Source organism: Allofournierella sp., assembly GCF_017889395.1.
Taxonomy (GTDB): domain Bacteria; phylum Bacillota; class Clostridia; order Oscillospirales; family Ruminococcaceae; genus Allofournierella.
In genome coordinates, this window is record NZ_JAGHKE010000003.1 from 66,438 (window position 1) to 79,892 (window position 13,455).

Here is a 13,455-nt window from a genome sequence, read left to right on the forward strand (position 1 = left end):
GAGAGTTGACACATTATGCCTACCCCTCACAACAAAGCCGAAATGGGCCAGATCGCAAAAACCGTTCTCATGCCCGGCGACCCCCTGCGCGCCAAATTCATTGCCGAGACCTTCCTGGAGAACCCGGTGCTGTTCAATGACGTGCGCGGCATGCTGGGCTTCACCGGCACCTACCAGGGCCGCCCTGTCAGCGTGATGGGCAGCGGTATGGGCATGCCCTCCATCGGCATCTACTCCTACGAGCTGTACACCCAGTACGGTGTGGAGAACATCATCCGCATCGGCTCTGCCGGCTCCTACACCGATAAGGCCAAGCTCTACGATGTGGTGCTGGCCACCGGTGCCTATTCCGAGAGCAGCTATGCCCGTACCCAGAATGGCTGCGAGGACGATACCCTGGCCCCCAGTGCCGAGCTGTGCGATGCCCTGCGCGCCAGCGCTGCCAAGCTGGGCATCCCCATGGTGGAGGGCGTGATCCATTCCAGCGACGTGTTCTACCGCCACGATGACCGCACCAACCCCACCTACTGGGAGCGCCTGCGGGACGAGAAGGGCTGCGTGGCCGTGGAGATGGAGAGTTTTGCTCTATTCCACAACGCCAATGTGCTGGGCAAGCGGGCTGCCTGTCTGCTGACCATTTCCGACAGCTTCGTGAGCAGCGAGGCTACCACTGCAGAGGAGCGCCAGCTCAGCTTCACCAACATGATGAAGATCGCGCTGGGCGCGGAGGTGTAAGCATGGAGAAGGCTGAACTGGCGCGTCTGGCCATTCAGGCGCGGGAGATGGCGTACACGCCCTATTCCCATTTCAATGTGGGCGCGGCCTTGCTGGCAAAGGATGGCCGGGTCTTCACCGGCTGCAACATCGAGAATGCCGCCTACACCCCCTCCAACTGCGCGGAGCGCACCGCTCTGTTCAAGGCAGTGAGTGAGGGCGCGCGGGAGTTCTCCATGCTGGCTGTGGTGGGCGCGCCCGCCGGCCAGCAGCTGCCCTTCCCGGTGACCGGCCCTTGCGGAGTCTGCCGCCAGGCGCTGAATGAGTTCTGCGAACTGGATATGCCCATCCTGCTGGTGACCGGGCCGGACAGCTGGACCGAGGTCACTCTGGGTGAGCTGCTGCCCTACAACTTCGGGCCCCGGGATCTGAACAAGTAAAAATCCTGCAAGCGGCGGAAATGGTGATAAAGTACGACTTATTTGGGTAATGTTAACAAATTGTAATGCTCTGTATTTATGAGAATTGGTTGAAATTTGTCATCCTGCCCGCTATAATAAAATAGCTAATGGGGAATCCCCCAAAAATCGCGGCTTTTTTACGGCGCGGTTTTCCACAACAGAACAAAGGAGATTGAATCATGAAAAAACTGATCTCGATCGTACTGGTAGCAGCTATGGCGCTGTCCATGGTGGCTTGCGGCGGCGCTTCTTCTGCTCCTGCTTCCACCGGCGCTTCCTCTGAGGCTGCTTCCACTGCTGCTTCCGGCGAGGCGACCTCCGGCAAGGAGATCTCCGTTGGTATGATCACCGACGTGGGCGGCGTAAACGACCGTTCCTTCAACCAGACCTCCTGGGAGGGCCTGCAGGCTCTGGCCGAGCAGAACCCCAACATCAGCGTAAGCTACCTGGAGTCCAAGACCGATGCTGACTACGGCGCCAACATCGAGACTTACCTGAGCGAGGGCACCGACCTGATCATCTGCGTGGGCTACATGCTGGCTGAGGCCACCAAGGCTGCTGCCGAGGCTAACCCCGATCAGCTGTTCGCCATCATCGATGATTCCTCCATTGATCTGCCCAACGTTGCCTGCCTGATGTTCTCTCAGGCTGAGGCTTCCTACCTGGTGGGCATCGTGGCCGGCCTGGCTACCGAGTCCAACACCGTTGGTTACGTTCAGGGCATGGTTTCCGATTCCATGAACCAGTTCGGCTGCGGCTTCATCGCCGGCGTTAAGTCTGTGAACCCCGAGGCTACCGTTCTGCAGTTCAATGCCAACAGCTTCGGCGACCCCACTGGCGGCAACACCGCTGCCACCGACATGATCACCAAGGGCGCTGACGTGGTCTTCCACGCTGCCGGAGCTACCGGCAACGGCGTGATCGAGGCCTGCAAGGCCAACGGCGTATACGCCATCGGCGTGGACACCGACCAGGCTCCTCTGGCTCCCGAAACCGTGATCACCTCTGCTATGAAGCGCGTTGACATCGCTGCTCAGGACATCTCTCTGGCAGTTGCCAACGGCACCTTCACTCCCGGCGTGCACCTGTACAGCCTGGAGAACGGCGGTGTTGACCTGTCTCCCACCCGCGATCTGCTGACCGAAGAGATGCTGACCGCTGTTGAGGATGCCAAGGCCAAGATCATTGCCGGCGAAGTGACCGTTCCCTCCACTCCCGACGAGCTGGGCGACGGCCTGTTCACCCTGAAGTAAGCGCATTTCTGGCTTGCAAGAGCCGCGCACCCTTGTGGTGCGCGGCTCTTTTTTTGGGGAAGTGACAGGCTGCCATTTTGCATTGCAAAAGGTGTAAAGTACTACTTTCGGTTTTTTGACCAAAAGGGCAAATGAATTTCAGTCTGTTTGGTAGGAAACACGTGATCCGTGTTGAAATAAGGCGGTCTTTTTGGTACAATAATACTGAAAAATAGTTGGCTTTTTGCCGACTCTGGATAGCTATAAAGCTGAAATCAAGGGAGGGTATGTTTATATTATGAGAAGCATTTCAATGGAGACTGTGGAGGCAAAGCGCGCTGAGATTCTGGCCACTTTGAAGGACAAAACGGCTACGCATGAGCAGAAGGTCACTTATCTGGCCCGTCATGCGGAAAATTTCCTGACCGTGCTGGACGAGCCGAAAGAGCTGGAGGAGCTGATGTATTGCGCCCAGGAGGACCGCTGCATCTGCAATCTGTTTGAGGGCGATGCGCCCTACCGGCCCCGCTACATCTGCCCGGACTACCCCAAATTCATGAAGGAGGGCAGTGCGTTCCTGCAGCTGGACCCCCCGAAGGATCTGTTTGAGGCCCTGAACAGCCTGCAGATCCTGTATCACAATGTGCCCAGCATCACCAACTATCCCGTTTACATCGGTGATCTGGACCTGCTGCTGGAGCCCTTCGTGCAGGATCTGGACGACGAGACCGTGAAGAAGGCGCTGCGCCTGTTCCTCACCAGTGTGGACCGCACTATCCTGGACTCCTTCTGCCATGCCAACATCGGCCCCACCATGACCCGCGCGGGCATGCTGCTGATGGAGGTTGAGGCTGAGCTGCAGAACGCCGTGCCCAACCTGACCATGCGTGTGAGCAAGGACACTCCGGATGAGTTTGTGATGGCGGGCATCGAGTGTGCGCTGCGCTGCGCAAAGCCCAGTTTTGCCAACGACCGTATGTTCCGCAGCGAATTGGGCGATGATTACTGCATCGCCAGCTGCTACAATGGCCTGTACAAGGGCGGCGGATCTTACACCCTGTGCCGCCTGCTGCTGGCCGGTATCGCCAAGCGCAGCAAGAACATTCAGGACTTCAAGGAGAACCAGCTGCCCTACGTGATGGATGTGATGGCCCGCTACATGGATGCCCGGGTTCGCTTCCTGGTGGAGGAGAGCGGCTTCTTCGAGAGCAACTTCCTGGTGGAGGAAGGCCTGCTCCATCGCGAGCGCTTCAGCGCCATGTTCGGTCTGGTGGGCATGGCCGAGTGTGTGAACGACCTGCTGGCCAAAGAGGGCATCGAGGGCCGCTTCGGCCACAGCGAGGCTGCGGACAAGCTGGGCGTGGAGATCATGGAGCAGATCAATGCCTTCTGCAACGCTCATCCCGCACCCTACTGCGAGGCCACCGGCGGCCATTACCTGCTGCATGCTCAGGTTGGTATGGACTACGACAAGAACAGCACTCCCGGCACCCGTATCCCCGTTGGTGAGGAGCCGGCCGAGCTGATCGACCATCTGAAGAACATCAACCTGTTCCACAAATACTTCATCTCCGGCGCCGGCGACATCTTCCCGGTGGATCTGACCGTTCACAAGAACCACAAGTTCCTGCTGGATGTGATCCGCGGCTCCTTCGATCTGGATATCCGCTACCTGAGCTTCTACGGCAGCGACAGCGATGTGATTCGCGTGACCGGCTATCTGGCCAAGCGCTCCGAGATCGAGAAGCTGGCCGAGGGCCACAACGTGCTGCTGAACACCACCGGCCTGGCCCTTGGCGCCACCCGCAACTGCCACGCTCAGGATCGTCGGGTGCGCTGATATGAAGGCGCTGGTAAATAAGATCATCCCGTTCAGTTCGGTGGACGGGCCGGGCAACCGCACCGCGATCTTTTTGCAGGGCTGCAACTTCAACTGCCTTTACTGCCATAACCCCGAGACTATCAATCAGTGTGTGAACTGCGGTCAGTGCGTAACGGTGTGCCCGGTGGGCGCGCTTTCCATGCAGGAGGGCAAGGTCTGCTACGATCACACCAAATGTGTGTTCTGTGATGACTGCTTCAAGCAGTGCCCCAACAGCTCGTCGCCCCGTGTTCGCTCCCTGACTCCGGAAGAGGTCATGGTGGAGGTTCGCAAGAATGTACCGTTTATTCGGGGCATCACCGTTTCCGGCGGAGAATGCACCCGCTGGCGGGATTTTCTGGTGGAGCTGCTGAGCATTGCCAAGGCCGAGGGGCTGTCCACCCTGCTGGACAGCAACGGCAGCTATGACTTTTCCGCGGACCCGGAGCTGCTGGCTGTGACGGATGGAGTGATGCTGGACATCAAGGCATGGACCAGCGAGGACCACAAGGCCGTCACCGGGGTGGACAACACCCAGGTGCGGGCGAATCTGGAGTTTCTGGCCCAGGCGGGCAAGCTGGAGGAGCTGCGTACCGTAGTGGTGCCCGGCTTGTTTGACGCCGAGACCGCTGTGCGGGAGGCGTCGGCGGTGGCTGCCCCCTGGCAGGACAAACACCCCATGCGTTATAAAATCATCTGTTACCGTCCCATGGGCGTGCGGGAAAGCGAGAAGGAGCGCCTGCAGCAGCCCACGGCGGAATACCTGCAGCAGCTGGCCGATCTGGCCCGCGGCCAGGGCATCCGCGATGTGGTGATCACCTGATCGCCGCGATTATCCTGGAAAACAGGGCAGGGCATGCACCCTTCCCGGAACCGATGGGCGCCGCTTGTGAACCGGGCGGCATCTGTCGGATATGAGACCGCTTTGCACTCCGCACGCAGGCCGATGACGCGGGCGGAGCGCAAGGTGAAAAGGAGGCTTATTTTTGCACAATCCAAACCTGGACCTGAACACCGTCGTGGTGGACATGCGGAACATCACCAAAAAATTCGGTGATTTTACCGCCAACGACGGCATCCAACTCACCGTGCACAAGGGTGAGATCCACGCCATCCTGGGCGAGAACGGCGCCGGTAAGAGCACGCTGATGAATCAGCTGTACGGCATGTATCCGCCCACCTCGGGTGAAATTTATATCAAGGGGCAGAAAATCCACATGGACAGCCCCAAAAAGGCCATCAGCGCCGGCATCGGCATGGTTCACCAGCACTTCATGCTGGTGCAGCCTTTCACCGTTACGCAGAACATCGTATTGGGCATGGAGCCTCAGAAGGGCATCATGCTGGATATGGCGACCGCCCGCAAGAATGTGGAAGCCATTTCCAAGAAATACGGCCTGGCGGTGGACCCCGACGCGAAGATCGAGGATATTTCCGTTGGCATGCAGCAGCGCGTGGAGATCCTGAAGGCGCTGTATCGCGGCGCGGAGATCCTGATTCTGGACGAGCCCACCGCTTCGCTGACCCCCCAGGAGATCAGCGAGCTGATCGACATTATGCACAGCCTCACGGCGGACGGCAAGAGCATCATCCTCATCACCCACAAGCTGAAGGAAATCAAGGCCTCGGCCGATTTCTGCACCATCATCCGCATGGGTAAGTACATCAATACCGTGGAAGTGGACAAGGTGAGCGAGGACGACCTGGCCAGCATGATGGTGGGCCGCAACGTGAACTTCAAGGTGGACAAGCAGGAGCAGGAGCCCGGCGATGTGGTTCTGGATGTGAAGGACCTGCACGCGGTGGATTACCGTGGCGTGGAGATCCTGCGCGGCCTGAACCTGCAGGTGCGCAAGGGCCAGATCCTGGGCCTTGCGGGCATCGACGGCAACGGCCAGACCGAGCTGGTGGAATGCATCACCGGTCTGCGTAAGGCCACCAAGGGCTCCATCACTGTGAACGGCACCGACATCTTCAACAAACCGCCCCGCTACGGCTTCGAGCATGGCGTATCCAGCATTCCTGCGGACCGGCAGAAGCATGGTCTGGTGCTGGAGTTCAGTGTGGCTGACAACATGGTTCTGCAGAACTTTGCGGAGGACAAATACTCCAGCCACGGCATTCGTAAGATGGATGCGGTGAACAGCTTTACCCAGGAGGCCATTGAAAAGTTTGACATTCGCCCCCGCGACTGTCTGAACAAGCCTGCCGGCACTCTGTCCGGCGGTAACCAGCAGAAGGTCATCATCGCCCGCGAGGTCACCAACAACAAGGACCTGCTGATCGCGGTGAACCCCACCCGCGGTCTGGACGTGGGCGCCATTGAGTATGTGCACAAATACATCGTGGAGCAGCGCAACAAGGGCAAGGCCGTGCTGCTGGTATCCTTTGAGCTGGATGAGATCATCAGCCTTTCAGACGAGATCGACGTGATCTTTGACGGGCGGATCAACGGCAGTCTGCCCGGCAAAGATGCGGACGAAAATACCCTTGGCCTGTGGATGGCAGGAGGTAAGGCGGATGAATAAACTGGAAAAATTCCTGAACAGCAAGTTCCTGGTGACTTTGTTCTCGATCTTGCTGGGCTTTGTGGTGGGCGCACTGTTCCTGCTGCCCATGGGCATCAGCCCTGTTGAGGCCTATGCCAAGCTGTTTGACGGCGTGTTCGGCAGCGTGCGCAACATGGCCTACAGCGTTGTATATGCCACCCCGCTGATCTTCACCGGTCTGGCGGTGGCGTTCTCGTTCCGCACCGGCGTGTTCAACATCGGTGCCGAAGGTCAGTTCGTCATGGGCTCCATGGCGGCCTGTGTGGTGGGCATTCTGGTGCCCGCACCGGCGATCATTCTGGTTCCCCTGTGCTTTATCGCGGCACTGGCTGTGGGCGCGGTCTGGGGCCTGATCGTGGCGTTCCTGAAGGTCAAGTGGGGCATCAATGAGGTGCTCAGCATGATCATGTTCAACTGGATCGCCTTCTATCTGTCCAACTACATTGCGGATCTGCCCATGATCCACAACGAGGGCAATGCCGAGGCAACCAAGAATGTGCAGGATGCGGCCCGCATTCTGTTCCCTCAGGCCTGGCTGGACGCTCTGTGCCCTGCTTCCAACTGGGGTATCCTGCTGGCTGTGCTGGCTGTGATTCTGGTTTATGTGATCATCGAAAAGACCACCCTGGGCTATCAGCTGAAGGCGGTGGGCTTCAACCGCTCGGCTGCGGAATATGGCGGCATCAGCGTGAATAAATCCATTTACATCGCCATGGCCATTTCCGGCGCGCTGGCCGGCATGGGCGGCGCGATCCAGCTGCTGGGCATGGGCAGCCGTATCAGCATTTTCACCGCTCAGGAAAGCTTCGGCTTCCAGGGCATCAGTGTGGCGCTGATCGGCGCTTCCAATCCCATTGGCGTGTTCTTTGCCGGCCTGTTCTACGGTGCGCTGAAGTATGGCGGCTCCAAGCTGAACCTGATCGGTGCCCCGTCTGAGGTGATCAACATCATCATGGGTACGGTCGTGTTCTTCATCGCCATCTCCCATGTGTTCCGCTTTGTGAAAAAACGCAAGAACAACAAGAAGGGGGAGGCCTGAGCAATGGATCTGATCGTAAACAACCTTGGCATTATCATTTACGCCACCCTGCTGTTCACCCCTCCGCTGCTGTTCGCGGCTATGGGCTCCTGCTTCTCTGAGCTGAGCGGCGTGGTGAACATCGGTATCGAGGGCATGATGACCATCGGTGCCTTTGTGGGCGCGGCCACCGGCCATTACACCGGCAATCCCTGGCTGTCCTTTATCTGCGGCGGCCTGGCGGGTATGCTGTTCGGCGCGCTGCATGCGCTGGCCACTGTGAAGCTGAACGCAGACCAGACCATTTCCGGTACTGCCATCAACTTCCTGGCTCCCGGTGTGGCGGTGCTGATGGCGAAAGCGCTGTTCAATTCTTCCGATACGGCGCCTCTGGACTCCACCAGCAAGATTCCCACCCTGTTTGCCGATGCCTTCACCGGCGGCGGCGTGTGGAACAACTTTATGAAGAATGTGTTCTCCACCTATGCCACCACCTATCTGGTGTTCATCGTGCTGGTCATCGTGTGGTTTGTGTTCTACAAGACCCGCTACGGTCTGCGCCTGCGTGCCTGTGGCGAGCATCCCGAGACCTGTGATACTCTGGGCATCAACGTGATCCGCATGCGCTTCTCCGCTGTTTGCATCTCTGGCTTCCTGGCCGGTCTGGGCGGCGCCTGTGTGACCATGGCCACCATGAACCAGTTCCGTCCCACCTCCATCGTGGGCCAGGGCTTCATTGCCATCGCTGCCGTTATCTTCGGTAAGTTCCGTCCTCAGGGTGCTATGATTGCCTGCCTGCTGTTTGGCATGTGCTCCGGCATCCGCGTGGTCGTGGGCAGCAACGCGATGGTATCCGCTCAGCTGATTTCCATGATTCCCTATGTGGTCACCGTGGTTGTGCTGATTCTGTTCGTGGGTAAGGCTCATGTGCCTTCTGCCAACGGCAAGCCCTACGTGAAAGCAAAATAACAAGGAGGCTGCGGCCCTATGCGTATGTTTGATATTATCGCGAAAAAGCGCGATGGCGGCGTGTTGAGCCGCGAAGAGCTGGAATTTGCGGTGATGGGGTTCGTAAACGGCCAGGTGCCGGATTACCAGATGAGCGCCCTGCTCATGGCCATCTATCTGCGAGGCATGACCGAAAAGGAGACTGCTCAGCTCACCGATGTGATGGCTCATTCCGGCGACATGGTGGATCTTTCCGCTATCTCCGGCATCAAGGCCGATAAACACTCCACCGGCGGTGTGGGCGATAAGACCACCCTGGTCATCGCGCCCATCGTGGCTGCCTGCGGGGTGAAGATCGCCAAGATGAGCGGCCGTGGACTGGGCCACACCGGCGGCACGGTGGATAAGATGGAAGCCGTGCCCGGAACCCAGACCGCCGTGGGTCGGGAGCGCTTTTTCGCCCAGGTGAATGAGATCGGCATCAGCGTGATCGGTCAGAGCGGTAACCTGGCCCCGGCGGACAAAAAGATGTACGCCCTGCGGGATGTGACCGCCACCATCGGCTGTGTACCGCTGATTGCCTCCTCCATTATGAGCAAGAAGCTGGCCGCCGGGTCTGACTGCATCCTGCTGGATGTGAAAACCGGCAACGGTGCCTTTATGAAGACACTGGACGATTCCATCGAGCTGGCAAAGGCCATGGTGAGCATCGGTCAGCACAACGGCCGCAAGGTGGCTGCTCTCATCACCGATATGGATACCCCGCTGGGCCACAACATCGGCAACAGCCTGGAGGTCATCGAGTCGGTGGAGGTGCTCAAGGGCCACGGTCCGGCAGACCTGACCGAGGTGTGCTACCAGCTGGCTGCCAACATGCTGTATCTGGCGGGCAAGGGCTCGCTGGAGGACTGCCGCCGCATGGCGGAAGAGGCTGTTGCCAGCGGCGCGGCCTACGAGAAGCTCAAGCAGATGTTTGCTGCCCAGGGCGGCGATGTGTCGGTGCTGGACGACCCGGACAAGTTCCAGAAGGCGAAGTTCAGCCGGCCGCTGCTGGCAGCTGAGAGCGGCTATCTGGTACGGATGAACACCGAAATGGTGGGCAACGCCAGCGTCGGCCTGGGCGCGGGCCGCATCACCAAAGAGGATGTCATCGACTTTGCGGCAGGCATTGTGCTGCACAAAAAGACCGGTGACAAGGTGGAGGCGGGCGAATGCCTGGCCACCCTGTATGCGGATCAGGAAGAAAAGTTTGATGCAGCGGAAGAGATGTTCCGCGCAGCCCTCACCTTCGGTCCCGAGCCGGAGCCGGTGCCCGCACTGGTTATGGCCCGTGTGACTGAGGAAGGCGTGGAGCGGTTCTAAGCCTTATACGAAACGTAATAAAAAGACCCGGTTTTCCACCGGGTCTTTTTATTATCGCAAAAATGACTGTAAGCCGGTCAGACATGGGGGAGTTTGGAAGCATCAGCAAACTGTGCCCCAAAAGAACAGTAGAGAGTTGTTCTTTATGCGTGCGGGCAGAAAAAGCGCGTATTCTATAAACTAATAGAAATATATGAATTGAAATCAACAAAATGGAATTAAAAAACCGCCCGATATCATCAGCGTGACTGACGATATCGGGCGGTTTTGTTCTGTTTGCTTTTGGGGAGATCGGGGCAGGGGAGCCGGAATTACTTCAGCAGCTCACACACAGCCTGCGCATAGGCCACGGGGTCCTCGATGGGCATACCCTCGATGAGCAGGGCCTGATTGTACAGGATGTTCGCGTACTTGCCCAGCTTTTCGGTTTCGCCGTTTGCCTGCAGGGTCTTCAGAGTTTCGAACACAGGATGAGAAGCGTTCAGCTCCAGCACCTTCTCGCTCTTGGGAGCGGGCATGTCGCCGCTGTTGGGCATGGAGCTCAGAACCTTCTCCATCTCCAGGCTCAGGGGGCCTTCGCTGGCGATGCAGACCGGGTGGCTCTTCAGACGGGTGGACAGGCGCACCGCAGTGACCTTGCCGTCCAGTGAGGTCTTCATGGCCTCGAACAGGTCTTTGTTGGCCTCGCTGGCCTCCTCGGCGGCCTTCTTCTCCTCTTCGGATTCCAGCCCCAGATCGCCGCTGGAAATGTTCTTGAACTCCTTCTCCTTGTCTTTCTCGCCGTAGTGACGCAGCATCTGCAGGCAGAATTCATCCACATCCTCGGTGAGCAGCAGAAGGTCATAGCCCTTGTCCAGCACCAGCTCAGCGGCGGGCAGCTTGGCCAGACGCTCGGTGGAATCGCCGGCAGCGTAGTAGATGTACTTCTGCTCCTCAGGCATCTTGTCCACATATTCCTGCAGGCTGATCAGCTTGTTTTCCTTGGCGCTGTGGAAGAGAAGCAGATCCTTCAGCAGGTCGCTGTTGGCGCCGTAGCCCTCGTAGCAGCCAAACTTCAGCTGACGGCCGAAGCTTTTGAAGAACTCGTCGTACTTCTCACGGTCGTTGTTCTTCATGGCGTTCAGCTCGTTCTTGATCTTCTTTTCCAGGCTGTTGCGGATCAGCTTGAGCTGGCCGTCTTTCTGCAGCATCTCACGGCTGATGTTCAGGCTCAGGTCCTGGCTGTCCACAATGCCTTTCACGAAGCTGAAGTGGTCGGGCAGCAGGTCGGCGCATTTGTCCATGATCAGCACGCCGGAGGCGTACAGCTGCAGACCCTTCTCGTAGTCTCGGCTGTAGTAGTTGAAGGGAGCATGGCCGGGGATGAAGAGCAGAGCGTTATAGGTGGCAGTGCCTTCGGTGCGGCTCACGATCACCCGGGCGGGATCTGTGAAGTCGTAGAACTTATCCTTGTAGAACTGGTTGTACTCCTCGTCGGTCACGTCGCTCTTGCTGCGCTTCCACAGGGGAACCATGCTGTTCAGGGTCTCCAGTTCAGTGTAGGTCTCGTATTCGGTCTTGTAATCCTCACCGGCATCGGCGGGGCGCTCCTTGGCGCGGGTCTTCTCCCGCTCCATGCGGATGGGGTAGCGCACATAGTCGCTGTACTTCTTCACGATGTGCACCAGGTTGTATTCGTCCAGGAACTCGTCGTAGTTCTCGTTCTCGGCATTCTCCTTGATCACCATGATGATCTTGGTGCCCACGTCTTCCTTGTCGGCCTCGGTGATGGTGTAGCCCTCAGCACCGGTGCTCTCCCACTGCCAGGCGGTGTCGCTGCCGAAGGCGCGGCTGATCACGGTGACCCGGCTGGCCACCATGAAGGCGGAATAGAAGCCCACGCCGAACTGACCGATAATGTCGATGTCCTCGGCTTTGTTGTCCTTCTTGAAGTCCAGGCTGCCGCTGCGGGCGATGGTGCCCAGGTTTTCCTCCAGCTCTTCCTTGGTCATGCCGATGCCGTTATCGGTCAGGGTCAGGGTGCGGTTTGCCTTGTCCAGCTCCAGCAGGATCTGATAATCCTCTTTTTTGGTGGTAACGGCGTGGTCGGTCAGGCTCTTGAAATAGAGCTTGTCGATGGCGTCGCTGGCGTTGGAGATCAATTCGCGCAGGAAGATCTCCTTGTTGGAGTAGATGGAATGGATCATCATATCCAGCAGCTTTTTGCTTTCGGCCTTAAATTCTTTCACAGCCATGATTGAACGCTCCCTTTTATGAAAAGTTATTGTAAAACAAAAAAGATTAGCACTCGTTATGATTGAGTGCTAATCTAATATACACCTTTTTGAAGAAAACTGCAAGAGGGTTCACAAAAAGTTTAAAACTCCTTGCGGCTGTAGATGCGGGTGGCAAGGGCCCAACAAATCAGGTATACCGCGACGCAGCCCACCGGCATCACCACAGCCCAGCCCCAGACGGCCAGATCCCCCAGAAACAGCGTTTGCAGCAGGGGAGGCAGTGTCATATCCTGCAGCAGATCCAGTTTGCCCAGTACCATCACGCAGCCGAACAGCGCCGCCGCAACCAGCAGCACTGCGGTGCGGGCCTTTTCCACGCCGTATTTGTAGGAAAGCACCAGCGAAATGCCGAAGTAGGCAAGGCAGACAAAGGAAACCGCAAGCAGGCTAAGCAGGTTTTCCATCAAAGGTTCGCCCTTCAGCAAAGCCAGCAGACCGCACAGCAGTGTGCCGATGGCAAAGCTGATGAGCAGCGCAAGGGTGATGAGGATGAACTTGGCACCCACGAGCTGCCGCTTGCTTACCGGCAGGCTGGCGGCGTACAGGTCCCATTTGGAATAGTTGTCGATGGTCAAACCGCTCAGAATGTAGAAGCCGGAGATCCAGGCGAAGAAAAACACCATGAAAGTGAAGTCCATCGCCAGAGCCATAGCGCTGTAAAGCACCAGGACCAGGGCAAGGTTTTTGTGGTACGCATGCCAGAGAATGAAGAAGTCTTTTTTCAGCAGGCCGATCATTGTGCATCCCTCCCGGTATAAAACTGCATGATGTCCTCGATGCTGGCTCGGTCGATCACCGCATCCGGCAGAGCCCGGCGGGCGGCGGCCGCGTCGCTGACCAGCGTCTCACAGGTGAAGTCCGTCTTGCGGGTGGCCACCTTGATCCGGCTGTCCAGCGCCTCCAGCTGCTCCGGGCTGCAGCGCAGAATGCCGTATTTTTCCAGCAGCTCGTCCCGGTCCATCTGGAACAGCAGCCGCCCCTTGTGCAGATAGGCGATGGAATCCGCCACCTTTTCCAGATCGCTGGTGATGTGG

General features: G+C 58.1%; 11 protein-coding genes and 1 pseudogene. 9 read left to right on the forward strand and 3 right to left on the reverse strand.

Features of this window, described 5'->3' with window-relative positions:
• The first annotated feature begins 15 nt into the window (after positions 1-15).
• The 9 genes from deoD (at position 16) to J7G73_RS00955 (ending at position 10,145) form a co-directional block, all read left to right on the forward strand.
• Positions 16-735 carry a purine-nucleoside phosphorylase gene (deoD, locus tag J7G73_RS00915; protein ID WP_291244871.1) on the forward strand — a complete coding sequence of 240 codons (720 nt, stop codon included), beginning with the start codon at positions 16-18 and terminating at the stop codon, positions 733-735.
• Between the two features lie 2 nt (positions 736-737).
• Positions 738-1,154: a cytidine deaminase gene (locus J7G73_RS00920; protein WP_291244872.1), complete on the forward strand. Its 417-nt coding sequence runs from the start codon at positions 738-740 to the stop codon at positions 1,152-1,154.
• 200 nt (positions 1,155-1,354) lie between these two features.
• The gene (locus J7G73_RS00925; protein ID WP_291244873.1) at positions 1,355-2,428 is read left to right on the forward strand and encodes a BMP family ABC transporter substrate-binding protein; all 1,074 of its coding nucleotides are present in this window, start codon (positions 1,355-1,357) and stop codon (positions 2,426-2,428) included.
• A gap of 292 nt (positions 2,429-2,720) precedes the next feature.
• Positions 2,721-4,247, forward strand: coding sequence for a YjjI family glycine radical enzyme (locus tag J7G73_RS00930; RefSeq protein WP_367113918.1), 1,527 nt, complete (start codon positions 2,721-2,723; stop codon positions 4,245-4,247).
• A gap of 1 nt (position 4,248) precedes the next feature.
• Positions 4,249-5,091, forward strand: coding sequence for a YjjW family glycine radical enzyme activase (locus J7G73_RS00935; protein WP_291244875.1), 843 nt, complete (start codon positions 4,249-4,251; stop codon positions 5,089-5,091).
• A 205-nt stretch (positions 5,092-5,296) separates the two neighbouring features.
• Positions 5,297-6,796, forward strand: a complete 1,500-nt coding sequence (locus tag J7G73_RS00940) for an ABC transporter ATP-binding protein (protein WP_291244881.1) — start codon at positions 5,297-5,299, stop codon at positions 6,794-6,796.
• Entirely contained in the window at positions 6,789-7,856 is a 1,068-nt protein-coding gene (locus J7G73_RS00945) for an ABC transporter permease (RefSeq protein WP_087294593.1), read from the forward strand. Before J7G73_RS00940 ends, J7G73_RS00945 begins: the two co-directional genes overlap by 8 nt.
• Before the next feature lie 3 nt (positions 7,857-7,859).
• The gene (locus tag J7G73_RS00950) at positions 7,860-8,804 is read left to right on the forward strand and encodes an ABC transporter permease (RefSeq protein ID WP_087294595.1); all 945 of its coding nucleotides are present in this window, start codon (positions 7,860-7,862) and stop codon (positions 8,802-8,804) included.
• 18 nt (positions 8,805-8,822) lie between these two features.
• Positions 8,823-10,145, forward strand: a complete 1,323-nt coding sequence (locus J7G73_RS00955) for a pyrimidine-nucleoside phosphorylase (RefSeq protein ID WP_291244876.1) — start codon at positions 8,823-8,825, stop codon at positions 10,143-10,145.
• Positions 10,146-10,456: 311 nt separating this feature from the next.
• On the opposite strand, the gene htpG is transcribed toward J7G73_RS00955, so the two are convergent.
• From htpG to J7G73_RS00970, 3 genes and pseudogenes are all read right to left on the reverse strand, one after another.
• Positions 10,457-12,379, reverse strand: coding sequence for a molecular chaperone HtpG (htpG, locus tag J7G73_RS00960; RefSeq protein WP_291244877.1), 1,923 nt, complete (start codon positions 12,377-12,379; stop codon positions 10,457-10,459).
• A gap of 122 nt (positions 12,380-12,501) precedes the next feature.
• Complete coding sequence (locus tag J7G73_RS00965; RefSeq protein ID WP_291244878.1) at positions 12,502-13,158, reverse strand: ABC-2 transporter permease; 657 nt, start codon at positions 13,156-13,158, stop codon at positions 12,502-12,504.
• A pseudogene (locus J7G73_RS00970) lies at positions 13,155-13,455 on the reverse strand (ABC transporter ATP-binding protein); the annotation flags it as partial. The pseudogene J7G73_RS00970 and the gene J7G73_RS00965, both read right to left, overlap by 4 nt.